Source organism: Salinisphaera sp. RV14 (assembly GCF_052044135.1).
In the GTDB taxonomy this organism is placed as follows: Bacteria; Pseudomonadota; Gammaproteobacteria; order Nevskiales; family Salinisphaeraceae; genus Salinisphaera.
This window is the reverse complement of record NZ_JBQDYF010000015.1, coordinates 31,703-56,877: the sequence shown is the minus strand read 5'-3', so window position 1 is coordinate 56,877 and position 25,175 is coordinate 31,703. Positions and strand designations below refer to the sequence as shown.

The 25,175-nt window shown below is 65.7% G+C and carries 22 protein-coding genes; 10 read left to right on the top strand and 12 right to left on the bottom strand.

Going from position 1 to position 25,175, the window contains the following annotated elements; translation table 11 throughout:
- Positions 1-20 precede the first annotated feature (20 nt).
- Positions 21-1,028, bottom strand: a complete 1,008-nt coding sequence (locus tag ACS8Y6_RS14090) for a LacI family DNA-binding transcriptional regulator (RefSeq protein WP_440855802.1) — start codon at positions 1,026-1,028, stop codon at positions 21-23.
- Positions 1,029-1,136: 108 nt separating this feature from the next.
- Here ACS8Y6_RS14090 and ACS8Y6_RS14085 point away from each other — a divergent pair, with 108 nt between their 5' ends.
- Positions 1,137-1,982, top strand: coding sequence for a phytanoyl-CoA dioxygenase family protein (locus tag ACS8Y6_RS14085; protein ID WP_440849480.1), 846 nt, complete (start codon positions 1,137-1,139; stop codon positions 1,980-1,982).
- A gap of 69 nt (positions 1,983-2,051) precedes the next feature.
- Here the strand turns inward: ACS8Y6_RS14085 and ACS8Y6_RS14080 are convergent, their stop codons facing one another.
- The gene (locus ACS8Y6_RS14080) at positions 2,052-3,137 is read right to left on the bottom strand and encodes a right-handed parallel beta-helix repeat-containing protein (RefSeq protein WP_440849479.1); all 1,086 of its coding nucleotides are present in this window, start codon (positions 3,135-3,137) and stop codon (positions 2,052-2,054) included.
- 204 nt (positions 3,138-3,341) lie between these two features.
- On the opposite strand from ACS8Y6_RS14080, the gene ACS8Y6_RS14075 reads away from it, so the two are divergent.
- On the top strand, positions 3,342-5,102 hold the full coding sequence (locus ACS8Y6_RS14075; protein WP_440855801.1) for a methyl-accepting chemotaxis protein: 1,761 nt from the start codon (positions 3,342-3,344) through the stop codon (positions 5,100-5,102).
- A 322-nt stretch (positions 5,103-5,424) separates the two neighbouring features.
- Here ACS8Y6_RS14075 and ACS8Y6_RS14070 read toward each other — a convergent pair whose 3' ends face one another.
- A complete protein-coding gene (locus tag ACS8Y6_RS14070) occupies positions 5,425-5,661 on the bottom strand; it encodes an META domain-containing protein (RefSeq protein ID WP_440849477.1) in 237 nt (78 codons plus the stop codon).
- Between the two features lie 781 nt (positions 5,662-6,442).
- On the opposite strand from ACS8Y6_RS14070, the gene ACS8Y6_RS14065 reads away from it, so the two are divergent.
- A complete protein-coding gene (locus tag ACS8Y6_RS14065) occupies positions 6,443-9,382 on the top strand; it encodes a TonB-dependent receptor (protein ID WP_440849476.1) in 2,940 nt (979 codons plus the stop codon).
- A gap of 145 nt (positions 9,383-9,527) precedes the next feature.
- Here ACS8Y6_RS14065 and ACS8Y6_RS14060 read toward each other — a convergent pair whose 3' ends face one another.
- Entirely contained in the window at positions 9,528-10,313 is a 786-nt protein-coding gene (locus ACS8Y6_RS14060; RefSeq protein WP_440849475.1) for an enoyl-CoA hydratase-related protein, read from the bottom strand.
- Between the two features lie 168 nt (positions 10,314-10,481).
- On the opposite strand from ACS8Y6_RS14060, the gene surE reads away from it, so the two are divergent.
- From surE to ACS8Y6_RS14030, 6 genes are all read left to right on the top strand, one after another.
- Positions 10,482-11,297 carry a 5'/3'-nucleotidase SurE gene (gene surE, locus ACS8Y6_RS14055; RefSeq protein WP_440855800.1) on the top strand — a complete coding sequence of 272 codons (816 nt, stop codon included), beginning with the start codon at positions 10,482-10,484 and terminating at the stop codon, positions 11,295-11,297.
- Positions 11,294-12,235 carry a ketopantoate reductase family protein gene (locus tag ACS8Y6_RS14050; protein WP_440849473.1) on the top strand — a complete coding sequence of 314 codons (942 nt, stop codon included), beginning with the start codon at positions 11,294-11,296 and terminating at the stop codon, positions 12,233-12,235. The genes surE and ACS8Y6_RS14050 overlap by 4 nt, the downstream gene beginning before the upstream one ends.
- An 84-nt stretch (positions 12,236-12,319) precedes the next feature.
- On the top strand, positions 12,320-13,426 hold the full coding sequence (locus tag ACS8Y6_RS14045; protein WP_440849472.1) for a histone deacetylase family protein: 1,107 nt from the start codon (positions 12,320-12,322) through the stop codon (positions 13,424-13,426).
- The gene (locus ACS8Y6_RS14040; protein ID WP_440849471.1) at positions 13,423-13,938 is read left to right on the top strand and encodes a GNAT family N-acetyltransferase; all 516 of its coding nucleotides are present in this window, start codon (positions 13,423-13,425) and stop codon (positions 13,936-13,938) included. Before ACS8Y6_RS14045 ends, ACS8Y6_RS14040 begins: the two co-directional genes overlap by 4 nt.
- Before the next feature lie 35 nt (positions 13,939-13,973).
- Complete coding sequence (locus ACS8Y6_RS14035) at positions 13,974-14,147, top strand: DUF2256 domain-containing protein (protein ID WP_440849470.1); 174 nt, start codon at positions 13,974-13,976, stop codon at positions 14,145-14,147.
- A complete protein-coding gene (locus ACS8Y6_RS14030; RefSeq protein ID WP_440849469.1) occupies positions 14,144-15,517 on the top strand; it encodes a DASH family cryptochrome in 1,374 nt (457 codons plus the stop codon). The genes ACS8Y6_RS14035 and ACS8Y6_RS14030 overlap by 4 nt, the downstream gene beginning before the upstream one ends.
- A 148-nt stretch (positions 15,518-15,665) precedes the next feature.
- Here ACS8Y6_RS14030 and ACS8Y6_RS14025 read toward each other — a convergent pair whose 3' ends face one another.
- The 3 genes from ACS8Y6_RS14025 to ACS8Y6_RS14015 all read right to left on the bottom strand — a co-directional run bounded on the left by ACS8Y6_RS14025 (position 15,666) and on the right by ACS8Y6_RS14015 (position 17,475).
- A complete protein-coding gene (locus tag ACS8Y6_RS14025) occupies positions 15,666-16,121 on the bottom strand; it encodes a MarR family winged helix-turn-helix transcriptional regulator (RefSeq protein WP_440849468.1) in 456 nt (151 codons plus the stop codon).
- Positions 16,122-16,210: 89 nt separating this feature from the next.
- Positions 16,211-17,215 carry an LLM class flavin-dependent oxidoreductase gene (locus tag ACS8Y6_RS14020; protein ID WP_440855799.1) on the bottom strand — a complete coding sequence of 335 codons (1,005 nt, stop codon included), beginning with the start codon at positions 17,213-17,215 and terminating at the stop codon, positions 16,211-16,213.
- 98 nt (positions 17,216-17,313) lie between these two features.
- Positions 17,314-17,475 (bottom strand): YqaE/Pmp3 family membrane protein, encoded by a 162-nt coding sequence (locus tag ACS8Y6_RS14015; RefSeq protein WP_440849466.1) that lies wholly within the window; start codon positions 17,473-17,475, stop codon positions 17,314-17,316.
- 163 nt (positions 17,476-17,638) lie between these two features.
- Between ACS8Y6_RS14015 and ACS8Y6_RS14010 the strand changes: the two genes are divergently transcribed.
- The gene (locus ACS8Y6_RS14010) at positions 17,639-18,013 is read left to right on the top strand and encodes a hypothetical protein (RefSeq protein ID WP_440849465.1); all 375 of its coding nucleotides are present in this window, start codon (positions 17,639-17,641) and stop codon (positions 18,011-18,013) included.
- Positions 18,014-18,381: 368 nt separating this feature from the next.
- Here the strand turns inward: ACS8Y6_RS14010 and ACS8Y6_RS14005 are convergent, their stop codons facing one another.
- From ACS8Y6_RS14005 to ACS8Y6_RS13985, 5 genes are all read right to left on the bottom strand, one after another.
- On the bottom strand, positions 18,382-19,836 hold the full coding sequence (locus ACS8Y6_RS14005; protein WP_440849464.1) for a peptidoglycan DD-metalloendopeptidase family protein: 1,455 nt from the start codon (positions 19,834-19,836) through the stop codon (positions 18,382-18,384).
- A gap of 134 nt (positions 19,837-19,970) precedes the next feature.
- Complete coding sequence (locus ACS8Y6_RS14000; RefSeq protein WP_440849463.1) at positions 19,971-20,768, bottom strand: hypothetical protein; 798 nt, start codon at positions 20,766-20,768, stop codon at positions 19,971-19,973.
- Positions 20,769-20,843: 75 nt separating this feature from the next.
- Positions 20,844-22,376: a DHA2 family efflux MFS transporter permease subunit gene (locus tag ACS8Y6_RS13995; protein ID WP_440849462.1), complete on the bottom strand. Its 1,533-nt coding sequence runs from the start codon at positions 22,374-22,376 to the stop codon at positions 20,844-20,846.
- Entirely contained in the window at positions 22,373-23,599 is a 1,227-nt protein-coding gene (locus ACS8Y6_RS13990) for an HlyD family secretion protein (protein WP_440855798.1), read from the bottom strand. The genes ACS8Y6_RS13995 and ACS8Y6_RS13990 overlap by 4 nt, the downstream gene beginning before the upstream one ends.
- The gene (locus ACS8Y6_RS13985) at positions 23,599-25,161 is read right to left on the bottom strand and encodes an efflux transporter outer membrane subunit (protein ID WP_440849460.1); all 1,563 of its coding nucleotides are present in this window, start codon (positions 25,159-25,161) and stop codon (positions 23,599-23,601) included. Before ACS8Y6_RS13985 ends, ACS8Y6_RS13990 begins: the two co-directional genes overlap by 1 nt.
- Positions 25,162-25,175 lie beyond the last annotated feature (14 nt).

Below are 25,175 nucleotides of genomic sequence, written 5' to 3'. Positions count from 1 at the left end.
CGGCCTCCCGGTCGCGCCGTTCAAGCCGCCGAGCTTTGCCGGATTTCCAGATGATGCGGCACCCGACGCTCGCGGGCGGGCAGCGTATGATCGGCCAGTCGATCCCCCAGGCAGTCCAGCACCAGTGCCACCAGGCGCGGCTTGTCCGGTGCGATGGTCGACAGCGCCGGCACGCTGTAGCGCCCGGCCTCGATGTTGTCGAAGCCGACCACCGCGACATCCCTTGGCACCGAGCGCCCGCTCGCGGCCAGGGTATGCATCGCACCGAGCGCGAGCTGGTCGGTGAAGCAGAACACGGCATCGACATCCGGGGCGACGGCAAGCAGTTGCTGCATGGCCCGGGCGCCGTCCGGATGATGGAGTCGCTCGACCGACATCTCGAGCGTGGGATCCGGGCTCAGGCCGGCTGCCGTCAGCGCCTGGCGATAGCCCGCGGCACGTAGACGCCCGGTCTGGTTCGCCAGGTGCGGCTGGATGCCGATCGCTGCCACGCGGCGCCGGCCGCCGGCCAGCAGATGGGCCGTGGCCTCGCGCGCCGCGGCCACATTGTCGACCACGACGCGATCGAGCAGCCCCCATCCGGGGCGCTCGCCGAGCATGACGACCGGTGGCGCGGACGGGCCGCGCTCGATTTCATCCGCGCTCATCGCCCAGGGGCTGAATACGATGGCGTCGGCGCCGGGGCCATGCGTCCCGGCCAGCATCGCGCGCTCGCGGGCCAGTTCGCCGTCGCTCTGCTCGATGTGCACGGTCCAGTCGCGTTGTTCGGCCGAGCGGACAAAATGCGCGGCGATTTCAGCAAAGTAAGGGGAATCGATTTCCGGCAGAACCAGGCTGATCACCAGGCGCTGCCCCTGCCGGAGCTGGCGTGCCGCGATGTTCGGCCGGTAGCCGAGCTCGGCGATCGTGGCCTGCACGCGCTGGCGCGTGGCGGCTGCGACGTGGGGAAAGTCATTGACCACATTGGACACGGTGCGAACCGAGACGTTGGCCTGGGCGGCCACGTCCCGCAAAGTGATTCGGCTCAAACGTTTCTCCCAAACACGATGATCGATAACTTTTAGGGCATACTATTGCAGGATAATTTTGCAACGTTGCAAAAATTGGAAAGAATATAAAACAAAGCGTTGGAAAACATGGTCGATACAGCATTTTCGGATAGGCGCGGGCCCACGGTATCGGCGGTGGATACCGTCGCCGCTGCGCTATATCGCGATGGCGTGGTTGAACACCAGCAGGCGCTGGGCCGTGTTTGGGCGGCCGAACTCGCGGCCGATATCGATGCCGCCTGTGCCGCGGCGCCATACGCGTGCGCGCACGGCGGTGGAGGCGGCGCGCGGCGCGGTTATGCAGAGATCCATCCGGAGGCGCTGCGCGGGTTCGTGGCGCTGGTCGATCATCCGTGGGTGCGTGCGGTGTCGGCGGCGGTGTTGGGGCCGGATTATCGGATCATGGCCGTGGGGCTCGATCACCGTTCGTCCGGCAGCGCGGATCAGTCCTGGCACCGCGATTGTCCGAGCCCGCGCGCGACGCGCCGCGAGCGTCGCCTGACGTCATTGGCATTCGATGTCGCTTGCATGGATAGCGCGCCCCATACGGGGGCGTTCGAGGTGGCGGTGGGTACCCAATGGGAATCCGGCGCCGACTTCGAGCATGAAATGTTCCCGGCGCGATCCGAGTACGCCCGCTACGCGCGACTGGCCGTGCCGCAGTGCCCGCGGGCGGGCGATATTTCAGCGCGTTCGCCGCTCGCTATTCATCGCACAACGCAAAATCACTCGGACCGCCGGGCCCGGCCGGCACTGGTGCTGAGCATGGGCGCGCCCGGCGTCGGCAATGACGGCCGTCACGCCATGGCGGTAACCCGGGCATTCTGGCTGGGTCTGCCGCCACACGTGCGCCAGCACATGGCTTGCCCGATCGTCGGCGCACTCGTTCCGCCGGCCCACGGGATGGCGGGTGCGCCTGGACCGGTGGCATAGGCGCGTCCTGTGCTCCGACCCTGGCCGGCCCGATCCGGGGCCGCAACGCCGCACCGAGCGTGCGGCCGGCTATTCGTGGGAAATTCCGTTGGGATGGGGCGCGGCGGTATCGGCGGGCACCTGCCGATTGTGTTCGGTTCTGGCGGTGCCGCCATCGCGTGTCTTGATCGGGCCGCTGACCCGGTTGTCGCGGATGATGCCGCTGCTCCCGGGAAAGCGGGATTCGATGGCGCCGGTCCCGGGACCGTTGCGCAGCACCGTATTGCCCTGAACCAGGAAATCGTGGGCCTTGTTGAGATAGATGCCGGCGTCGTCGGTATCGTGAATGACGTTGTCCCGGATCACACCGCCCCGGGTCTCGTATCGCGTATCGGCATTGCGGAAATACACGTCGTCGGTGCCACCGCCACCGAAGGACAGGCCGATGAAACTGTTCTCCACCTGGTTGTCCGCGAATACTGTCTTGTGTGCGTTGCCCTTGGCGAACGCGGCGTACGCCGGACCGCCGTCGGCGCGACGAATGTTGACGAAATGGTTGCCGAGCAAATGCCAGCCATTGCCGGCTACGATATCCACGCCTTCGACCACGCTGCGGCGCCCGGTCGTGGTGAAGCCGATCCAGCAATTCTCGATCGTGCCGTTGTCGGAATAGGCCGCCGGGCCGCTGGCATGGGTGGGGCTGGTGATCTTGAAACCGGATTCGCCGTTGTCGAGCGTGCGCAGGTTGTCCGCGGTGAAGCGATCGGAATCGTTGTTGATCTGTACGCCGTGGTCGTAGCTGTCGCGCAGCGTCAGGTTTTCCAGCGTGATGTTGTCAGCGTTGTTCAGCCGGACGTTCGACTGCAGGCCTGGATCGTCGATGCCCGGCCCGCGGATGACCGTGTCGGCATAGTCGCGGGTGGCGCCGCTGATGGTGAGGTCGTGCTTGCCCCGAATCCGGATCGCCCGGGCCTGGCGGTAAACGCCGGGCGCGAGAATGATGGTTTCGCCCGCCGGGGCATCGTCGATCGCGGTCTGCAGTCCGGCCAGTGAGGATACGGTGACGCGGGACGGATGCGCCGTCGGGACACAACCGCTGACGAGCAACAGCGCCAGCAGGGGTACTACGCGCGAAACGCAACAACGATAGGGCATCGGGCCGGACCTCGTGGACATGATTCGATCGAACCGGCCCCGGCGTCGAAACGCCCGCATCGTCCCTCGCACCGTGCATGAGAGCAGGTTTGGCCGTCGCGGGCAACTGCGCGCCCGAGCGCGCGGCCCGGCCGGCGCGCTCAGGTTCCAGCCCGCGCGGCCGATAGATAGCGCAGAACCGGCGCCGGTATCGGCGAGCGGCAGCGACGCGGGGGAGAACACAGCATGCTGAATGTCCGAAAGAGCGTACGAGCCAAGATCGGACTGGGTCTGGGGCTGACCTTCGTCCTGGTTGCCGTGCTGGTCGCGGTTTCCCTGTGGTCGATTACCACGGTGAATAAAGCCACCACCGAAATCTATCGCAGCAATATGGTCGCCAGTACGGCCATCGCCCGTACCCAGTCCCTGCTGTCGGACCTCAAAGGCGACATCAAGGTTGCGCTCAATTCCTCGGCCCAGTCGGCCAATGTGCGCAATCTGCCGGACGAGATCGCTCGGGTACGCAAGCAGGTGAAGACCGCCTGGAGACAATATTATCCGGCGTTGGCCGGCAGCGGCGACGAAGCGAAGACCGCAAAGAAAGCCCAGGCCACGCTCGCTGGCATCGATGACGCGCTGGGGCGTTTCGCGGGGACCATCCAGGACCAGGGCATCCTCGGCGCGGCCATGTTCTATGGCACGTCGTTGCGGCAACCGCTCGCGCAGATCAATGACCAACTCGATACCTTGTCCGGCTTCGAGAACAAGACGGCTGCGGCGGCTTTCGTGCAGGAACAACGGGTGGCGCATCTGGCCCGGCTGGGCATGACGGGCTTCGGTGGCGCGGTATTGCTGGTCACGCTGATTGTCATGATCTGGCTGGCGCGCATGATCATGCGCCCGCTCAATACGGCCCGCGGCTTCGTCGAAGCGATCGCCGACGGCGATCTCGGCGTGGCCATTCACAACCCCTACCGCGACGAGTTCGGCGCGATGATCGGTGCCATCGAAGCGATGCGTGCGCGTCTGGCCCGCGTGGTTCAGCGTGTGCGCGGTCATGCCGAGTCGGTTTCGGGCGGGGTCGGCGAAATCGCGTCGGGTAATGAGGAACTCAGCACGCGAACCCAGCAGCAGTCCGCCAGTCTCGAGGAAACCGCGGCGTCCATGGAACAAATGACCGCGACCGTGCGCCAGAATGCCGACAATGCGGCCCAGGCCGATCAGCTGGCGCGGACGGTGCGGGACCAGGCGCATTCCGGCACCGACGTGGTCGGCCGGGCGGTCGAGTCGATGCAGGCGATCGATGCGGTCAGCCGCCGGATCGCCGAGAACATCAGCTTGATCGACGATATTGCCTTCCAGACCAATCTGCTGGCGCTCAATGCCTCGGTGGAGGCGGCGCGCGCGGGCGAGCAGGGGCGCGGTTTTGCGGTGGTGGCCTCGGAAGTGCGCAATCTGGCGACGCGCAGCGCCACGGCGGCCAAGGAGATCAATGCGCTGGTCGCCGAAAGCGTAGCGAAAGTGGCGGATGGCTCACGCGACGTCGGGCTTTCCGGTGAAACGCTGAACCAGATCACGGGCAGTATCAATCAGGTCAGCGACGTCGTCGCCGAGATCGCGGCCGCGAGCAAGGAACAGACGGGTGGTATCGAGCAGGTCAACCAGGCGGTCACGCAGATGGATGGCATGACGCAACAGAATGCGGCACTGGTTGAGGAGTCGGCGGCGGCCAGCCGATCACTGAGCGAGCGGGCGCGCGAGTTGATCGCCGAGGTGGGTTTCTTCCGGCTCGCCGGCGGGCCAGGGCAGACGGCTGGCGCGAAGCAGCCCGCCGCGCCCGCGGCCGAGCATCGCCCGGCCGCCGATAGCGGCGCCGAGCCTGCCGCCGCGAAGGAACCGGCGGTCGAAAGGGTGCCCGCACGGCGTGCCACGCCGGCGCCCGCTGCGCCCGCGCCTGTTGCAGTAGCGGCCGGGGCAGAATCGGACTCGGACTGGGCCACGTTCTGAACCACGTTCTGAGTGATTGTCGGATGCCGCCTTCGGGGCGGCGATCGAAGACGGCGTGAGCCGGCGGGCCGTAGCGGTGCGCCCCGCCCGCCGGACTGGATTCACGCCATCCGGCGTGGCGTTGCCGGATAGGGGCGACGACGCATCGCGACCGAACGCGGCATCGTGTCGCGCGGCAACCGGCCCGGGCTTGCGGCCGAGGGCGCGTGAATGAAGCCCTGCCCTTGGGATAGGCCAAACTCGGCGTCAGAAAGTCGTTTTGGCACAGATGTTTGCGATGCAATCCATATCGGGCCGGTCGCTCGATAAACCCTGTTGGCGCTTATGCGGCGCGAAACACGGCCAATGGCGCGGGATCGTTGTCGGTGCCGTAGAGCAACAGGAAATCGCCCAGCGTCTCGAAATGCCGTGTACGGCGCAGCGCCTCGAAAAGCGCTTGCTCGGTATCGGCCTGATTCGAACAGGCCCGGCGCGTGGTGGCCACCGGCTCGATGCGCAGTTGGTCGTCGTGGCGCTGGTAACGTGCCGTCAGGCGATTGCACCCGGTCGAGCCGGTCACCGGCATCGCCGATGCCGCGCGCGCTCGGTATTCAAACCGTGGGTCTGCGTAAGCGTTGGTTCCAGCAAACCCGTAACCCCTGCGACGCGTGCGTTATCGCACGCTTGTCAGTCAATGCGGTGATGCCGGCCTGTTTTTAGTCAGGCTCCGAAGCGACGACATCTGATCCGCAGCTTGTGACCCGCGGGTCCGGAAGACCCGGGGTGAACGCGGCGCACTCACCACTTGCGCGGCTGCCTGCAGCACTCGTGCGAGATGGGCGCCGGGCGATTGTGGTGATCGGCCGGACGAAGAGCGGGCGATCCGCGGCATTGCGCCCCCGCCGCTATGCGACTCTCGTGAATTGGCAGCTCGGTAGCGGCGCAATCTATTGCTGATTCGCGTCGCCCGGTCATGGGCGACCGATGCGATATATCCGATGTCTCCACGCCGCGCATCGCACCCGGCACGTTGCCCTTCGGCCGTGCAGCCGTGTGCTCGTGGGTGCCGGCATTTCAATGGACCTGCTCGCCTGCGCCGTACTTTGCAGACACGGCGAAACTTTATCAGGAAAGGTTTTTTACGCGATTGCCATTCGCAATCTGGCCATCGCGTAGATGATGGCCCTGATCTTGCATTGAACGTGTCCCAGCTTGCGCTAACGCGTTTTCCGCGGATGCAGGGCGCATCCGTTCCGGTCTCGACTATTCATTTTGGTTTTTTGCAGGCCGTTGACCGAAAAAGGGAGCGGGGCCGTGGCTGGAAGGGAGGAAGAGGGCTTTGCTCTTTTCGGAAATTGTAAATGTCCTACCGTTATTGGGGATCGATCATGACCGAAGCGTCAGCTTCTGAGGCTGAAAAGCCTTGGGTGCGTACTGATGAATATGTATCAGGCGTAACGAACTGGAAAAATACGTCCAAAGCATCGATTTGTGCCTGTCTGCTTGCGTTGTCGCCTGTCGGTGCCGCCCTTGCGCAGACGACTGGCTCATCTTCGAGTAGTGGCGACAATGGCTATGTTGCGCCTGCTGCAGCCAGCGGTGATGCTGGCGCCAGCGCCAGTGGGGTAGCGCCGGCGGCCCCCGCGGCGGCGGCGCCTGCAGCAGCGGCCCCCGCAGCAGCGTCGGCTTCTGCGTCCTCGAGCTCGGCGGCGGTTTCTGCGCCGACTACCAATCTGGGCAGTGTGGCGGTAACCGGTACCGCGATCGCGCGTACCGACGCCGCGACTTCTCTCCCGGTCACGGTTTACAAGGCGTCTGATCTGCGCAAGCAGGGTATTACGTCCACGCCCCAGCTGTTACAGCAGTTGGCGGGTAATGACAGTTCTTCCGGCCCGGGTTTTGGTACCGGCGCACAGAACACGGGCGGCGCGTCTTTCGCCGATTTGCGCGGCCTGGGTCCGAACAAGACCCTGATCCTGCTGAACGGGCGTCGTCTGGCGGTCAACGGTTTGTTCGGCAACGGTTCCGGGACGGATCTCAACAGCATTCCGTTTGCGGCCATCGACCGTGTGGAAGTGCTGCGCAGTGGCGCGTCGGCCTTGTACGGCACCGACGCGGTCGGCGGCGTGATCAACTTCATCACCAAGAAGAATCTTCAGGGCGGCGACGTCAGCCTGCAGGAAACGCTGCCGACTCGTAGCGGTGGCGGGAATGGAACGACGCTGAGCGCGACCTTTGGCAAGGGCGATCTCGATAAGGACGGCTGGAACATCATGGGTACGCTGGAATACCGGCGTCAGCAGGCCGTCAATGCCAATGATCGCAGTTTTGTGACCCCACTCGATCCGCGCATCGATGCCGTCTCGTCGTTCACCTACCCCGGTCAATATGTCGCCAACCCCAACTACAATCCGACGGCACCGGGCTGTAATGTGCATGGCGAAGTCAGCATCGGCGATAGCGTGTCCTGCCGCGAGAACTACACCGCGCTCGGAGCGAACGTTGTAGACCGGTCGAACGAGCCCTCGGCCTATCTGCGCGGCGCGTACAAGATCAACGACAACAACAAGGTTTCGTTGAGCTATCTGTGGACGCGCAATACCAACTACACCCTGTCGGCGCCGTCGCCCACCGTCGGCAACTTCGGCTCCTCGGTCGCGATCAGTCCCTCGAGCCCGTATTACCCGGGCAACGGCGTGGTGCCGCTGCCGACGACCGCGGCTGAAGGTGCCGGCAGCTTCGATCCCACGCAGCCGGCGCAACTGCGCTATCGCGCTGTTCCGCTGGGTCCGCGTATCGCCCGCAACGTCAACCAGAGTCAGCGCGCGGTCATGGCCTTCACGGGCCGTTTCCTGGGTGGCTTCCATTACGACACGGCGCTTAATTTCGACCAGAGCACCACCACGCAGAATCTCGTCAGCGGGTTCTTCAATCAGGCCTATGGCGCCAATTCCTTCCAGACCGCGGTCAACGATGGCTCCTTCAATCCGTTCACCAGCAACCCGACCCCTGCCCAGTTGGCAAAACTTCGAAGTCTGGAAACGACCGGGGAGCTCGACCAGTATCGTACCCGTGCCTATATCTGGGACGGCAAGGTCGATCATGAGTTGGGTGACTGGTTCGGTGCCGGCCAGGCCGCGCTCGCGCTGGGCGCCCAGTATCGGCACGAGACGTTGAGCGAGTACGTCAACGGGTCCGTGGCACAGCGGGCGACCAGCGAGGGTATCGAGGCCACGCAGATCAATAAGAACCGAGACGTGGAAAGCGTGTTCGGTGAATTGAACATTCCGCTGCTGAAAAATCTGTCGCTCGACGCCCAGGCGCGCTTCGACAACTACAGCGATGTCGGTACAACGACCAACCCCAAGGTCTCGCTTCGTTACCAGCCGTTCAGGATGCTGGTGCTGCGCGCGCACTATGCCGAGGGGTTTCACGCGCCCACGCTGTACGATCTCTACCAGCCGCCGTCCGTCACTAATTCCTCAGGCGGGCTCAACGATCCGTTGCGTTGTCCGGGCGGCACGCCCATCGCAGGCGCCAATGCTTCGGTCAGCTGTAATCAGCAGTTCAACGAGCAGATCGGCGGCAACAAGAATCTCCAGCCGGAGACATCGCAAAGCTGGGGTGCCGGCTTCGTTCTGCAGCCGATCAAATATGTGTCCCTGTCCGCAGACTTCTGGCATATCCGGATCACGAACCTGATTTCCGTGCCGCCAGACGACTATATCTTCAGCCACTACAGCAAGTACGCGAATGAGTTCCACCGGAACGGGGCTGGCGGGCCGATCAACTACATAAGCGACCTCAACCAGAATCTGGGCGCGATCACCACCAGTGGTGAGGACGTCGATCTTAAGTTCAATCTTCCGACCGACACCGGCGATTACACGCTGGCCTTGACTGGCACGTATACGAATTACTTCGAGCAGCAGGTGGTGCCGGGCGGGAAATTCATATCGAACGTGGGCCGTTATGCCAACGACCAGGTCGAGTTCCGCTGGAAGCACAACATTACGCTGGGCTGGAGCAAGGGCCCTTGGGCGCTGGCGGTCGTCAACCACTACGAGAGTGGCTACCGGGATTCAGGCGGGGATCGGCAGGTGCATCCCTTTATTACCTGGGATACCTATGGCTCCTACTCGTTCCACGACGGTGTCCAGATCACGCTGGGCTCGGATAACGTGTTCGACAAGAACCCGCCGTTCTCGGTGCAGACCTATGCCGGCAATTCCGGGTATGACGCCCGTTATGCCAGCGGTCTCGGCCGTACCGTCTACGGTAGGCTGAGCTATGACTTCTGATAGGTAGAAGGATTGGCCCTGAGCCGCGGCCACCGTGAGGTGGCGGCGTTTTCATGGGCTCGGACGGAATGACTGCGGGCAGCGTTCAGGCTGGCCGCAAGGTAAAGGGCGCGTGACGCCGTCAGCGCGCCCGGGCGGCCTCGTTTCAGCGCTTGTTGCGGTTCAGGAATGCGTTCATGATCTCGCGGACTTCGCTGCTGGCGAGTCGCTGTCCGAAAATTTCGGCCTCGCGCTCGATCTGGGCCACGGTGTCGGCCGTATTCATGCCTTCGCGCAGCAGGCGCTTGCTTGCGCTCATCGCCCCGGGCGGTTTTGCGGCCAGGCGTGCGGCCAGTTCGTGGGTACGATCGGCCAGCTGGGCGGCCGGCACGCGATAAGCGATCAGGCCCATGTGCTGCGCTTCCTCGGCGCTGAGCGTGTCGCCGGCGAGCAGCAGGCGGGCAGCGTTCTGGCGCCCGACCAGTGCCGGCAGCAGCCGGCTCGAGCCGGCTTCCGGCACCAGGCCGAGATCGATGAAGGCCGTATAGAAACGCGCATCGTCCGCAGCGACGACCAGATCGGCATGCAGCAACAGCGTGGTGCCGATGCCGGTGGCCTGGCCCTGGACGGCGACCACGATCGGCTTGTCGCATTCGGCCATGCGGCGGATGAAACTTAGCGCCGGTCCGTCGGTGCCGGCATCGCCGGACGCGGGATCCGCGTTGGCGAAGTCGGCGATATCGTTGCCGGCACAGAACATCGGGCCTTCGCCGTCGAGCACGATGACGTGTATATCGGGGTCGTCCACGGCGGCCGCGATGGCGGTGCCCAGATCGGCATACATGGCGCGCGTCAGCGCATTGCGCTTGTCGGCGCGATCGAGGGTGACGCGCAGCACATGGTCGTCGATGGTGGCGCGGACATGGCCGCTCTGCAGATCGGGTCGGGTCATGGGACGCTCGCCAAAACGATGAAGATACTGTGCCGTATGTACACCGCCGGGGCGGCATTCGGCAAGTCGGTGAGGGTCGCTGTGGCGCGGTGTTCGACGAGTGCGCACCCGCGCTGCAATGCGGGTGCGCTAAGCTGGTCGCCCTTTGCGAGGCGGAGACAGGCTTCGATGAAACTCGAACGCATCGTAGTGACCAACGACGACGGCATCGACGCTCCCGGCCTGGCGGTCGCCGAGCGGCTGGCGGCGACGCTGGCCGATGAGGTCTGGGTGTTCGCGCCGGCCACCGATCAGAGCGGCATGGCGCAGGCGCTGTCCATGCACCATCCACTGCGGGTTCGCGAGCATGGGCCCCGGCGGCACTCGGTGACCGGCACGCCGGCCGATTGCGTGATGGTCGCGCTGGGTACCGAGTTGATGGGCGGTCAACGCCCGGATCTGGTGCTCTCGGGCGTGAACTGGGGTCACAATCTGTCCGATTCGGTGATGTATTCCGGCACCGTGGGGGCGGCCGTGGCCGCCGCGCATTTCGACCTGCCGGCGATCGCGCTCAGTCAGGCTTTCACCGATCGGGCCGTGTTTGACTTCGGCGTGACCGAAACCTGGGGCCGGGCGGTCGTCGCCGCGCTCTGGGCGGCGCGGCATGAACACGGCTGTGCCTGGAACATCAATTTCCCGATGTGCGACCCGGACGCGGTGAACGGGCTGCGTTTCACGCGTCAGGTCGGCGGCAGCATGGCCGCGCCGCGGCTCGTCGAGCAGCGCGATTCACGCGGCCAGTCCTATCGCTGGATGGCGTTCGAGCGCGGGCTCGAATCGGTCGATCACGCGCATTCCGATGCCGCGGCCCTGCGCGCGGATTATGTCTCGGCCATGCCGCTCAAGCGGGAACGTTGCGACGAGGCGCGCCTGGCGGCCGTGGGCGTCGGCCGCGAGTGGACGCTGCGAGCGCGCCAGGCGCCGGCGACGCGGGGGACCGGATGAGTCCGCGCGTGCCGCGCATCGTGATCGTCGGCGCGGGCGCCATCGGTGCGTTCTACGGCGCCATACTGCAACGCGCCGGGGCGCGCGTGGAGGTGGTGCTGCGTTCGCATGTCGATATCGTGCGTGCGCGTGGCTTCCGCATCGACAGTCCGATGGGCGACTTGTCATACCGGCCGGCCGCGGTCCATCACATTGCCGACGCCGCCACCCCGGGAGCCGATGTCGTGATCTGTTGCGTCAAGGTGTTGCCGGAGGTCGACCGGGCCGCGCTGATCGCGCCCTGGCTCGGCGCGCGATCGGCCATCGCCCTGATCGAGAACGGGCTGGATATCGAGCCGCCGGTGGCGGCGGCGCTGCCCGGTCATCCGCTGGTCAGCGCGCTGGCCTTCGTCGCGGTCAGCCGGCGCGCGCCGGGCGAGATCGAGCACCGGGCGTATGGTCGGCTCACGCTCGGCGCCTGGCCGAGCGGCGTGAGTGCCGAAGCACGCGATCTGGCCGACGGGTTCGAGGCCGGTGGCATCGATGTAAAGTGCAGCGCCTCGATCGTGCGCGAGCGCTGGGCCAAGAGTTTGTGGAACACGCCGTTCAACCCGATTTCCGTGCTGGCGGACGGCACCGATACGGTGACGCTGCTGGATACGCCCGGCGGCGAGACGCTGGCCCGGGCCGCGATGACCGAGGTGATGGCCGTGGCCGCCGCCGACGGCCATCCGTTACCGGCAGACGCGGTCGATCGCAATATCGAGGCCACACGGCGCATGCCGGCCTATCGCAACAGCATGGCGCTGGATTATCGGGCCGGGCGCGCACTGGAGGTCGACGCCATTCTCGGTAATGTCGTGGCCCGGGCCGAGGCGCTCGGGGTGGCGGTGCCGCGCCTGCATACGCTGCAGACCCTGATCGCCATGCGCGAGCGCGAGGCCACCGCGCGCGGATGAGATCGGCCCGCGTGCCGCCCCCGGTATCGCGTCGGCCGCGTCACGGCGCTATGCTGCGTGTCGGTCCGCACTGGAGGGACAAGCGTGATCGGTGACCGAGATGTAACCGTGTTCTACGACGAACGTGTGCTCCTGCACCGCCCGGAGGCTCAAGAGCCGTTCCTGCCGGGGCGGATGAACAGCCGGGTACGCCATATCCTCGAAGGCCTGGGCATGGAGGCCAAGTGGAGCTATCCCGAGCATCCGGGACGCGTGACGGCGATCAACGATCTGCTGCACGCCGAACCGGTGCCCGGGGTCCGGTTCGAGACGGGCCGGGTGGCCACGATGGAGCAACTTCAGCGCGTGCATACCACGTCGTACGTGGAAAGCCTGCACGAGCTCAGGGGCAAGCAGGCGTGGCTGGATGTCGATACCACGGCGGTTTCCGCCGGCAGCCTGGAGGCGGCGGAAGTCGCGGCGGGTTCGGTGGTGGCGGCGGTCGATGCGGTGTTTGAAAAGCGCACCGGTTCGGCGTTCGTGGTATCGCGCCCGCCCGGGCATCATGCCAACGCGGTACGCGCGCGCGGGTTCTGTCTGTTCAACAATATCGCGGTCGGTGCCGCCCATGCGCAGGCGCACTGGGAAGCCGAGCGTGTTCTGATCGTCGATTGGGACGCCCATCACGGCAACGGGACTCAGGATATCTTCGCCGCCGATCCGAACGTGTTGTTCTTCGACACGCATCGCGCGGCCCCGTTCTATCCGGGCACCGGGCCTATGGACAACGTGGGCGAGGGGCTCGGCGAGGGCACGACGGTCAACGTGCCGTTGCCCGGCGACGCCGGCGACCTCGCCATGATCCGCGCATTCGAAGATATCCTCGTGCCGGCGGCCGAGTGGTTCAAGCCGGACCTGGTGATGGTCTCGGCTGGCATGGATGCGCATATCAATGAAATGTGCCTGACCATGACCTTCGACGGGTTCAGCGCGTTGACCGGGATCGTTCAGTCGCTTGCCGACACCTACTGCGACGGCCGGTTGGTGATGGCGCTGGAAGGCGGCTACAACCCGGAAACCCTGGCCCGCTGCACACGCACCACGCTCGAGGTGATGGCGGGCGCGTCGCCATCGCCGCTGCGCGAGCCGGGCGTGGCCGAGGTCGCCGAGATCGCCGAATTCCATCGTACGGCCTTCGCGGACATGGAATGAGCGGCGCCGGTACCGGCGAGGCCGGCGATACGCGCCCGACCCGGCTGCCGGTCGCGCTGGCGCCGGTCACGCGGGCCAACTGGCAGGCGGTGATCGCGCTGCGCGTCGAGGCGGAACAGGCCGACTATCTCGCGTCCAATCTGTATTCATTGGCCGAGGCCTACGTGGAACCCACCTGCCGCCCGCGCGCGATCATCGCCGGGCAAACAGTGGTCGGGTTTGCCATGTATGAATACGTCGCCGCCGAGAACGCGTTCAATATTCCGCGTTTCATGATCGATGCCGGCTGGCAGGGCTACGGCTACGGCCGGGCCGGACTGAAACAGCTGCTCGCGGAAATCGCGGCCGAACATGCGGATGCCACCGTGCTGATCAGCCTTCGGCCCGACAACGAGGCCGCGCGCCGGTTGTATGCCGGTCTCGGTTTCGTCGAAACCGGGCGTCGTAGCCACGGCGAGGACATCATGCGGCGCGCGCCATACCCTGCATCCGACCCGGAGCCTCCTGCGTAGGGATTCAGCCTGAGTCTGGTTCGGATCCCGTATTCATGCCACGGATGCGCAAGAAGGGTGATTTGCCCGCGAAGCGGTGCGCCCACTGCGATCGGGCTTTCGCCTGGCGCAGAAAATGGGCACGGGACTGGCCGCGGGTGAAATACTGCAGCAAGGCGTGCCGTTCGGCCCATTCCGGGCCGGCGGTAAGTAGTGGGGTGGCCGGATGAGCCGCGCGATCTGCTGGTTCAAGAACGATCTCCGGGTGGACGACAATCCCGCGCTTACGGCGGCGCTACAGGCCGGCGCGGTCGTCGCGGTCTATTGCGTCGATGCCCGTCTTGCCGCCGCGAGCGAATACGGCGCGCCCAGGGTTGGCGCGCATCGCCGCAGCTTCATTGCCCAGGCGCTGGCCTCGCTGCGCGCCGGTCTCGAGCCCTATGGGGTGGAGCTGCTGGTGCTGGCGGGCGAGCCGGAGACGATCCTCGTGCGGCTGGCGCAAGCCAACGGTGTGGCATCGGTCTGGACCGCCGCGGAGAGTGCGCCCGAGGAGGCCGGCCAGGTCCGCCGGGTGCGCCGGGCGCTGGCACGGCGCGGTGTGGCCCTGTACGAAACCCGGCCCAATACGCTGCATGCGCGCGGCGATCTGCCGTTCGATCTCGATGACATGCCCCGCGTGTTCACGCGTTTCCGGCGTCGTATCGAGCGCGGCGCGCGGCCGGCCCGCCCGATCGAGCCGCCGAGCGATGGGGTCGGAATCGCGGCCGTGGACTTATCCGGCATCGACCGGTTCGATCCGGCCGCCTGGTCCGGCCTCGCCACACGCTTTCTCGGCGGGGAGACGGCCGGACGCGCGCAGCTGTCGCACTACCTCTGGCAATCCCGAGCGGTCACCCGCTACAAGCACAGCCGCAACCAGCTCATGGGCACGGATTTCTCGTCCAAACTCTCGCCCTGGCTGGCCAGCGGCTGTCTATCGGTGCGGCGAGTCGCCGACGAACTGTCACGCTTCGAATCCGATGTGGTCGCCAACGAATCGACGTACTGGCTGTTGCTCGAATTGCGTTGGCGCGAATTTTTCCACTGGGTGCTCGCGCGCCATGGCGCGCGGCTGTTCGCGCGCAGCGGTCTGCTCGACCGGCACGATCGGCCGGCGGTCGTGGATGCGGCCGTGCTGGAAGCCTGGAAGGACGGATACACCGGCATGCCGTTCGTGGACGCCAATATGCGCGAACTGGCGGCGACCGGGTACATGTCCAATCGCGGTCGTCAGAATGCGGCCAGCTACCTGGCGCGCGACCTGGGTCAGGACTGGCGCTGGGGCGCGGCCTGGTTCGAGGCCCAGCTGATCGACTATGACGTCGCCAGCAACTGGGGCAACTGGGCGAATATCGCCGGCGTGGGCACCGACAAGCGCGACCAGGGGTTCGACGTGCTGGCGCAGGCCCTGCAGTATGATAGCGAAGCCGAGTATGTGGTCCGGTGGGTGCCCGAACTCGAGACACTGCCGCGCAAGTATCGCCATACGCCGTGGCTTGCCGCGGCGGAAACGCTTGAGGCCGTCGGCTACCCGCGGCTTGCAATGGCCCGCTCGTCCTAGGGCACGACCGTTGTCGGCACGGCGTGCCTTGTGGTGCCAAGGCTTGAAGCGTTTCGGCCGCCGGCGCCGCGCAACCGGCCCGGGCGGCGGGGGCGGGGCAGTCGGTTGGGCGCGATCGCGGTGCGGCTCGCGCCCGGCCTCGAACCGATTAGTTCTTTTCCAGGTTATCGATGAGTTCCATCACCTGGGCCTGGAGCTGGCGCGACTCCGGGCGCGTGAGCTCCATGCGGCAGAGCATGTCCGCCTGGATGTGGTGCGCCTGCGACTTCAGCTCCAGCCCCTGGTCGGTCAGATAAATGAGCACGCGCCGCTCATCGTTGTTGTCGCGCTGGCGCGTGACCAGTCCGGATTTTTCCATGCGCTTGAGCAGGGGAGTGAGCGTGCCGCTGTCCAGATACAACGAATGACCCAGCTCCCCGACCGAGCGCGGCGCGGACTCCCAGAGCACCAGCATCACCAGATACTGCACGTAGGTGAGCCCCAGCGGCTCGAGCAGGGGGCGGTAGGCTCGTGTTATTCGATGCGTCGCGGTATACAACGCAAAGCATAACTGTTCGTCGAGCGCCGGGAATTCGGCGTCTGCGGGCGCGGATTGGGCGGTCATGGCGAACTCATCCTCAATGTACATGCGCCGGTATTGTGCGCTGTCCAACCGGGCGGCGTCATCTTTCTCTGTCGCCGCCGGGGCAAATATCAGCTGCTCGCACCAGTCGACATGGCCTGGGCAACCAGTTCATAGGAGCGCAGCCGCGCACCGGCATCGTGGATGTTGGACACGATCATCAACTCGCTCGCGCCCGTGCGTTGACCGAGATCCTGCAATTGTCGGGCCACCGTTTCGGGCGAGCCGATGATGTGGCGCGCGCGGTTTTCCTTGACCGCGTTGCGCTCGATGTCGCTGTAGGAATAGGCACGCGCCTCCTCGGGCGAGGGCAGCGGCAGAAACTGTCCCTTGCGCAGACGCAGCCACATCAGATCGACCGTGGCCGCCAGCGCCTCGGCTTGCTCGTCGGTCGCGGCGCAGATCACCGACACTCCGAGAATGGTGTGGGGCGTTGGAAATTGCGACGACGGTTCGAATGCATAGCGATATCGTTCGAGCGCCGGTTCCGCCGGAGCGGGGCTGAAATGGCTGGCGAAGCTGTAGCCGTAGCCGCCGGCCCCGGCCAATTCCGCGCTCGCGCCCGACGAGCCCAGAATCCAGATCGGCGGCATGGGCGCATCCTCGGGCACGATCCTGACGCCGGCATACGGGTGATTCGCGGCATAGCGATCATGGGCCAGCGAGAGCATTTCATCGAGCATGTCGGCAAAGTGCTCCCCCGAGCCGGCGTGCAAGGCCCGGTTGGCACGCATATCCGACCCGGGTGCGCGCCCCAGGCCGAGATCGACCCGCCCGGGATAGAGTGCTTCCAGAGTGCGGAAATGCTCGGCGACCCGCATGGGGGCATGGTTGGGCAGCATAATGCCCCCGGAGCCGATGCGGATGTGTTCGGTCAGCGCGCCAATGCGTGATAGCAGCACCTCCGGCGAGGAACTCGCGATCGCCGGCATGCTGTGATGTTCGGAGATCCAGTAGCGCTTGTAGCCGCGGGCCTCGGCCACTCGCGCCAGGTTGATGCTGTCGCGGACGGCCGCCGACGCCGCTGTACCGCTCGGCACGGGAACCAGATCGAGCACGGAAAGATCGATGGACATGACAAGCTGTGAAGTCGTGAGCGTATGTCGAACACGATGGGGGTGCGTTCGTCGGTTTCATAGGGCTCTCGACAACATGGACCCGAGGGCCGTCTGCGTCAGTCGCGCGTGGCAATGATATAGACCGCGTGCACCACGCCCGGAATATAGCCGAGAATGGTCAGCCCGATATTGAGCCAGAACTGAAGCCCGATGCCGACTTGGAGAAAGACACCGAGCGGCGGCAGCAGAACCGATAACAGAATACGAATGAGGTCCATGGGATCTTTGGCCGAGCGCTTTTGAGAGTCGGCCGGTGAGTCTGGGAGCCCGGGCGGCAACCGGGGCTGAACGCATCCCGGGCCAGTGTGTTCAGTCCGTTCAGGCTTGGTTAAACGGGTCGGCTTATGCTCTGCTGAAGTCTCACAATGACAGGTGACCAGCATGCGCAGCACGAAGATCATCCCTTGGGTCGTCGCCCTCGCGATGGCCGGCGGCAGCTCGGCGGCCCTGGCCGACAACACCTTCAATGAGGTGTTGGGGGGCGGCCTCGGCGGCGCGATCGGCGCCGCAGTGGGCGGTGCCATGGGCGGTCAGACCGGTGCCGTGATCGGCGGCGGGCTGGGCGGCGCCGGCGGTGCCATTCTGGCGGGCCAACACGACGGCCGCGACGATGATCATTATCGTGGCCGCGACTGGGGTCGCCGCCGCGATGTTCATTACGATCGGCGCGGTTACGGCCACGATCGCCGCCATGACTATGATGACCATGACCGTGGTCGTCACCGCGGCTGGGACGACCGCGACTGGCGCCATTGATCGAAACATGGCATGCACCGGCGCGGGCTACCGATAGATGAAGGCCGCCCGATCCGTCGCGCGGCCTTTGTCGTGGCGGAACTGCCGTGCACAAGGCGGGACTTGGATGGCCGGCCCGGCGATGGAGGCCGTGCTGCGGGCGCGCCACGGCGGCTCATACCCGGGCGTTGATCCCCGTTGGCCGGAAATCCGGGGCCGATGGCGCCGTTTGATCATGCCGGGCGCTGGATGATGTGGCCCTGGTCATGCGCCGCCAAAGCATCCGGGCACGCGCCCTGTAACGCCGATTCGTGCACGGCAAGGCACGGCGGCGAGCCCGATGCCGGCGTACGGTAAATGCCCGCCGCGCGGCGATGCGTGGCAACGCGTCAGGCTTTGGTCGGCTGATGGTGGTGGTGTACCACGCAGAAGATGTTGCTGAGACTGTGTCGCCGCGCGGCATCGACTGGATCGAGCGCCAGTGTGGCGTTGAGCGACACGGCCCGGTTACAGCTGTTGCCGTGGTCCGCGGTCGAGGCGTTCCTGGCCAGTAGGGTGGTCGGGGCCGGCGAGAGCTTGGCGATGAGCGGCTGGATCTTGCGGGTATAGGCCGCCAGTTCGCTGTGCGGCAGCGAGTGTGCCGCGGGCAGTTTGATGGTCATCGGGTTGTAAGCCACGCCGTTCTTTCGGATCTCGAAATGCAGATGCGGGCCCGTGGCTTCGCCGGATTCGCCGACGTAACCAATGACCTCGCCCTTGGTCACGTGCTCGCCCACGTGCAATTTCGACCGGATCCGGTGCATGTGCGCATAGCGCGTGCTGTAGCCGTCGAAGTTGGTGAGTTCGACGATGCGGCCATAGCCATGCATCCAGCCGGCGTATTTCACCGTGCCTTCGGCGGCGGCATGAATCGGCGTACCGATCGGCGCCGCCATGTCCACGCCCTTGTGCGGGCGGACCTTGTGCGTGACCGGATTCAATCGGTGGAGGTTGAACGGACTGCTGATACGCGTGTAGGCGACCGGCTTGCGCGTGAAGGCCGGCTTGTAGGAAACACCGGCGGTGTCGAAGTAGCCGACGTTGCCGTTTCCATCCTTGGCGCGAAAGGCTTTGTAGTTGTGGTGATGGGTCGTGATGCTCGCGGCCAGCACCGGGCCTGTGGCAATCTGCTGGCCTGCGCTGTAGGTGGCGCGGTAGACCACCGAGAACTTATCGCCCGGTTGCAGATGACGCAGGTTGTGGCGGTAGCGGTAGATACGGGCCATCTGGTTCGCCACACGGGCCGGCACGCCATCCGCGGCCATCGAGTGTGACAACGACTTGCCGACCGTGCCGGTCGCGGTGATCTCGCGCGTCTGTGTCGCGCGTTTTTCGATCCTGGCCTGCAACGCGCCGCTCGTGCGGTTGACGTGCAGCGTCTTGATCGAATTGAGTCGGTAACGCAATTCGCCGAGTTTACCGGTGGGCGTCTTGCGGATGTCCAGCGTATCCCCGGGGTGGATGTGACGCAACGCGTCAGTCGATGGCCCCAGATCGAGCAATTGTCGCCACTGCGACGCGCCGAGCCCGGCCCGTGCGAATACGCCCGATAACGTGTCTCCGGAGCGGACCTTGATCTGCTGCCAGGGGGTGATCTGCGGGGTCGTGGTCAGCCCCAGCGCCTTGGCGGTCTGCATCTGATCCGCCGCCAGGGGCTGGATCCGGAGGTCGCTGCTCTGCTTGTCCGAAGCGCGAATCACGGTGGCTTCCGGTTTGCCCGGTGCCGCCTGGGCACCGCCGCAGAAACATAAAGTGACACCGAGCGCACCGGCGGCGCCGGTACGTAACACGCGCTTGTGTTGCATTCCCAACCCTCTGCACCGAACTCGACACGCTGGCTGGCCGATCCCGCTGCTTGTAATCAAAAAAAACAAAATCCTGAGACCGGCCCCCGCGGGAAAAGTTTCCCGCCGACCGGCCCCTGGGTCGCGTAAACGGTCTAGATGCCGTGTAGCGCGACCCACCCCGCCAAGGCAATAGCCATGCCACCCATGGCGAAAGCGCGCCAGTCCCTGGCGTCGAGCGCGCCGGCTTTTGCGCTCGATACAAAAAACGCCAGCGCGACAAACAGGAACAACCCGGCGGCTGCGCCGAATATCAAACCGGCCGGCAGTGCCACCGCCGCAGGCATGATTGCAACACAAAGCGCGCCGAGTCCAGTCCCCAGGGCCGGGAGTACGACTAATATCCGGTGCCCCGGTCGGGCAGCCAGGCGCCGCGCGAGCACGTATCCGGCCGGCGCCTTGTGAGCGAGAATGGCCAGCCCGACACCCCAGCCGAGTGCCGGCATGAGCGTATAAAGCGCGCCCAGTACGATGCCGCCGCAGATCGAATGCAGGGTGAGCGCCCCGAGCATGGCGCGACCGTCTCGGCCGCCGCTGGCGACATGCAGCACCATGCCCACGGCCAGACCGATCGCCAGACCGGCGCTGCCGGTGGCCGCATGGTCATTCAGCGCATGCGGGACCAGCAGCACCAGTGCAGAGGCGAGCATGGCCCCGGCGGCGGCGGCATCGATGCGCGAGATCCAGCGCGGATCGTGCGGGATCGCGCTGATGACAGCGCCGGCAAGAAACGCGACAGCGCTGAACAGGGTGAGTGTCACCAGGACCCACAAGCCGTCCCGGCTGCCGGCAACCACCAGCGCGAGCCAGCCTGCCGCAGCGCACAGGCACAGCGCCGATATGGCGCGCGGGCCGGGCTCGGAGGACGGGGTAAAAAGCGACGAATCACGCACCGCGCGATGAACACCGGTTTCAGTAATCGTTATAAAATAACATGCCGGATGGGTTCGGCCGATGTCGTGCCAGCGCTATTTGGCGTGGGGGCGGGAGAACCAGATCAGCACGGTGAGGCCGAGGAATACCCAGCCCGCCAGGGTGTACATCTCGTTGAGACCGATCATGAACGATTGCTGCTTGATCACGCCTGCCAGCGCGCCGTAGGCCTGCTCCTGCGTGAGACCGGCCGCGCGGGCCTGGGCCAGCCAGTGCTCGGTGGCCGGGTCGGCGACCGCGGTATGGGCCGACAACACGTGATCGTGAAATGCCTCGCGCCAGTCCCAGATCGTTTGCGACAACGATGTGCCGATGGCCAGCGCGATCAGGCGCATGAAATTGAACAGCCCGGAAGCGCTGGCGATCTTGTCGCGCGGCAGGCCGGTCAGCGACAGGGTGATCAACGGTATGAAAAAGCAGGCCAGGCCGATGCCCCAGGGCAGGCGGGTCAGAAACAGGCGTTCGAAGCTGATGTCGGTGTTCGCGTCGGCCTTGACGAACGACAGCACCGCGAACAGCAGCATGCCGAAGGTCACGATCAGCCGGAGATCGATCTTGTCGGTCAGACGGCCCACGATCGGCGAAAACACGGCGCCGAGCAGCCCGAGCGAGGCCGTGGTGAGGCCGGCCCAGGTCGGGGTGTAGCCCTGGACGTTCTGCAGCCACAGCGGCAGCAGGACCACGCCCGCGAAATACGTCATGAACCCGAACGTGACACCGAGTGTCGCCACGGTGAAGTTGCGACGCGCGAACAGTCGCAGATCGACCACGGGATTGTCGTCGGTGAGTTCCCAGACGATCCAGAACGACAGGAACACGACCGCCACGATCGCCAGAGTGGTGATGAACGGCGATTGGAACCAGGCGTCCTCGTTGCCCTTGTCGAGCATGATCTGGAGCGCGCCGACGCCGATGGTCAGCAGCACCAGCCCGATCATGTCCAGCGGCAGACGGGCGGTGGCGGTCTCGCGTTCACGCAGTACGACCCAGGTGACCAGCGCGGAGAAAATGCCCACCGGCACGTTGATGTAGAAGATCCACGACCAGCTGATGTTGTCGGTAATCCAGCCGCCGAGGATGGGGCCGGCGACCGGCCCGACCACGGCGGTCATGCCCCAGATGCCGTTGGCGAACCCCCGCTTTTCCGGCGGATAATTGGCGAGCAGCAGACTCTGCGACAACGGGATCATCGGGCCGGCGACCAGGCCCTGGGCGGCCCGCATGGCCAGCAGAAAATAGAAACTCGGCGCCATGCCGCAGGCCAGGGACGTGGCCGTGAACAGCGCCGTGCAGATCACGAACAACTTGACCTCGCCGACACGTTTGGCGAGCCAGCCGGATACCGGCACGGCAATCGCGTTGGCCACGGCGAAGGACGTGATCACCCACGTGCCCTGGCTCGACGATACCGCCAGATTGCCGGCGATGGTCGGGATCGACACATTGGCGATCGACACATCCAGCACGTTCATGAACACCGCGAGCGCGAGGCTCAGGGTGACCATCACCAGTGCGCCGGTCGGCAGCGGCGCGTCGACGGCGCGAGCCGCCCCGGCGCTCTCGCTCATGAGCCGCTGGCGTCGCTCGTGCCGGCGTTGTGGCCCGACGCCGCGCCGTCATTGGCGGCGACGATACGCCGGATCAGCCGGTTGGCGCCGGCGAGCCGCTGTTGGTAGACATCGGTGTGGTAACGCGGCTTGCTCGGCGCCTTTTTCGCCAGTCGTGGCCCGCTGGTGTCGTGCAGATCGACCGTTACATTCATCGACAGGCCAAGGCGCAGCGGGTGCTTGTCGAGCTGGTGATGGCTGTTGTCGAGGACGATGCGCACCGGCACGCGGCGCACGATCTTGATCCAGTTACCGGTTGCATTCTGCGGCGGCAGCAGTTCGAACGCCGAGCCCGTGCCGGCGCTGATCCCGGCGACATGCCCGTGATAGGTCACGTTGCTGCCATAGAAATCGGACACCACCGTGGCCGGCTGGCCGATGCGCATCGAGGCGAGCTCGGTTTCCTTGAAGTTGGCATCGACCCAGATCTGGTCGTTGGGCACGATCGACAGCATGGGTTTGGACGGATCGACACGCTGGCCGACCTGCACCTGGCGCTGGGCGACATGGCCGGTGACCGGCGCCGGGATCCGGGTGCGTTGCAGGTTGAGATAAGCACTGCGCAGTGCGCTTTCGGCCTGCTTCACGCGCGGATGGTCGCGGACCGTGGTGCCGTTCGTCTGCGCCTTGAGTTCGGACAATTTGTGCCGGGCCGCGGCCAGGGCGGCGCGATCCTCGTGATAGGTCGCGCGTGAGCGCTCGAAGGCCTGGCGGGTCACGCCGTGGGCGTGGACCAGGTTGCGGTCGCGCTGGTAGTCACGCTTGGCCTGGGCCAGCGTGCTCTGGCGTTGCGCGATGATCGACTGCTGTTCGTCGACCCGGGCGTAGAGCTGGTGTACGGAACGCACGGTCTCGGCAAGTTGTGCCTCGGCGTGATCGAGTGCGTTGCGCGCATCGGCGGGATCGAGCCGGACCAGCGTCTGGCCCGCTTTCACGAGATCGGTGTCGTCGGCGGTGATCGACGTGACCGTGCCGCGGACCTGGGGCGTCAGCTGTACCCGATTGCCGTGTACGTAGGCGTCGTCGGTCTCGGCGTAGAACTGAGCGACCGTGAAGTAGTAAATGGCATAGGCCACGGCCGCGATCACAAAGATCGCGGCCAGGCCCAGCAGATACCATTTGCGGCGGCCGGACTTGCCCGAGGTTTCGGTCTCCGGCGAGGCGTTACTGTTGTCTTCGGCCATCACGAGTCCACGTGAGCGTTGGTAGCGGTTTGGCCGGTACCGGCGCCGGCCGCCATCGGCGAATTGCCGTGCTGCGACCAGCCCCCGCCGAGCGCCCGGAACAGATCGGCAGTGTCACGGTAACGGGTCACGCGCGCCTTGGTGTAGTCGAGTTTCGCACTCTGATACTGCGCCTGGGCGGTATACAGATTCACGTAATCCGCAGCCCCGTTGTCGAGTTGCGCGCGTACGGTCTTCAGGTTGTTCCGGGCTGCCTTGAGCGCGCTGCGTTGTGCTTCCAGGGTGCGCGCATCCGCTTCGATCGAACGCAGGCTGTTGGCCACTTCGCCGAAAGCCGACAGCGTGGTCGCGCGGTAGTCGGAAAGCGCGGCCACGAATAGATCCTGTGCCTGGCGCTTGGCGGCGTGCAGCCGGCCGCCCTCGAACAGCGGCGCGCTCAGCGAAGCGCCCAGCGAGTACAGGGCGAAGGCGGGGTCGCCCAGATCCGACGGCGTCAGCGCCGAGCGGCTGTAGGAACCGCTGATGCGGATATCGGGCAGCAGATTCGCCGTGGCCACGCCGATCTGCGCGCTGGCCGCGTGTACCGCGGCAGCCGCGGCCAGGATGTCGGGTCGTTGATCGACCAGTTGTCCCGGCACGCTCACCGGCAGCTTGCGCGGCAGGCGCAGCTGGTCGAGCGTGAAGCCGGGATCACTGAAGTCGCCGGGATTGCTGCCGACCAGAACGGCCAGCCGATTGACCGCCAACGTCTTCTGCTTGCGCAGGGGTTCCAGCGAGGCCCGCGTGCGGGCGAGCTGGGTCTTGATCTGGGTCGCGTCGGCATCGATGGCCGCGCCGTACTTGATCTGCTTGCGCACGATAGCCAGTGCGTTCGCCTGGCTTTTCGCGATATTGCGGGTGGTCTGGATCGCCGCATTGAGACCGGCCTCGGTAATCGCGGTTGCCACGACGTTGTTGATCAGCGTGACGTAGGTATCGATCACCCGATACTGCTGTTCGTCCAGATGGGCGTTGCTGGCTTCGATCATGCGCCGGGTCTTGCCGAACAGGTCGAGGTCGTAACTCGCCGTCGCCTGCGCCTGATACAGATTGAACACATTCGTGAACGACGATTGCGTGATGCCGAACTGGGCGCCGGTCACGCGATTGCGCGAATAGCCGCCGTTGACGCCGATCCGGGGATACAACGCCCCCCGGTTCTCCTTGACCACTTCGCGGGCGGCCCGGATACGGGCCCGACCGGCGGCCAGGGTCGGGCTGTGCTTGATGGCGCGGCCGATCAGCGCATCGAGCTTGTTCGAGCCGAATACCTTGTACCAGTCGGACCGCACCTTGCGGGCCCGCTCGAATGCCTGCTTCGGGATCGGCTCGCGCGTATGGGACGCCTTGGCCGTGCTGTCGCCGCGGGTCGTGCCGTTGATGTTGTAGGCGTTGTCCGCCGGCTTGGCCGGCGGCCGGTAATCCGGGCCGACGGTGCAGCCGGCGACCAGCGTGAGCAACATGAACGCGGCCGCCAGCGCAGGCTGCTGCGCCCGGGGGCGTGTGGAAAATGCGGTTCGCATGGGACCCGATCCGG

Coding starts and splice junctions, on each gene's coding strand:
- ACS8Y6_RS14065 (WP_440849476.1), top strand. CDS start 6,443: ATGTCCTACCGTTATTGGGGATCGATCATGACCGAAGCGTCAGCTTCT.
- ACS8Y6_RS14030 (WP_440849469.1), top strand. CDS start 14,144: ATGAGCCGCGCGATCTGCTGGTTCAAGAACGATCTCCGGGTGGACGAC.
- ACS8Y6_RS14035 (WP_440849470.1), top strand. CDS start 13,974: ATGCCACGGATGCGCAAGAAGGGTGATTTGCCCGCGAAGCGGTGCGCC.
- ACS8Y6_RS14085 (WP_440849480.1), top strand. CDS start 1,137: ATGGTCGATACAGCATTTTCGGATAGGCGCGGGCCCACGGTATCGGCG.
- surE (WP_440855800.1), top strand. CDS start 10,482: ATGAAACTCGAACGCATCGTAGTGACCAACGACGACGGCATCGACGCT.
- ACS8Y6_RS14080 (WP_440849479.1), bottom strand. CDS start 3,137: ATGTCCACGAGGTCCGGCCCGATGCCCTATCGTTGTTGCGTTTCGCGC.
- ACS8Y6_RS14075 (WP_440855801.1), top strand. CDS start 3,342: ATGCTGAATGTCCGAAAGAGCGTACGAGCCAAGATCGGACTGGGTCTG.
- ACS8Y6_RS14020 (WP_440855799.1), bottom strand. CDS start 17,215: ATGTCCATCGATCTTTCCGTGCTCGATCTGGTTCCCGTGCCGAGCGGT.
- ACS8Y6_RS14060 (WP_440849475.1), bottom strand. CDS start 10,313: ATGACCCGACCCGATCTGCAGAGCGGCCATGTCCGCGCCACCATCGAC.
- ACS8Y6_RS13995 (WP_440849462.1), bottom strand. CDS start 22,376: ATGAGCGAGAGCGCCGGGGCGGCTCGCGCCGTCGACGCGCCGCTGCCG.
- ACS8Y6_RS13985 (WP_440849460.1), bottom strand. CDS start 25,161: ATGCGAACCGCATTTTCCACACGCCCCCGGGCGCAGCAGCCTGCGCTG.
- ACS8Y6_RS13990 (WP_440855798.1), bottom strand. CDS start 23,599: ATGGCCGAAGACAACAGTAACGCCTCGCCGGAGACCGAAACCTCGGGC.
- ACS8Y6_RS14050 (WP_440849473.1), top strand. CDS start 11,294: ATGAGTCCGCGCGTGCCGCGCATCGTGATCGTCGGCGCGGGCGCCATC.
- ACS8Y6_RS14005 (WP_440849464.1), bottom strand. CDS start 19,836: ATGCAACACAAGCGCGTGTTACGTACCGGCGCCGCCGGTGCGCTCGGT.
- ACS8Y6_RS14010 (WP_440849465.1), top strand. CDS start 17,639: ATGCGCAGCACGAAGATCATCCCTTGGGTCGTCGCCCTCGCGATGGCC.
- ACS8Y6_RS14025 (WP_440849468.1), bottom strand. CDS start 16,121: ATGACCGCCCAATCCGCGCCCGCAGACGCCGAATTCCCGGCGCTCGAC.
- ACS8Y6_RS14040 (WP_440849471.1), top strand. CDS start 13,423: ATGAGCGGCGCCGGTACCGGCGAGGCCGGCGATACGCGCCCGACCCGG.
- ACS8Y6_RS14015 (WP_440849466.1), bottom strand. CDS start 17,475: ATGGACCTCATTCGTATTCTGTTATCGGTTCTGCTGCCGCCGCTCGGT.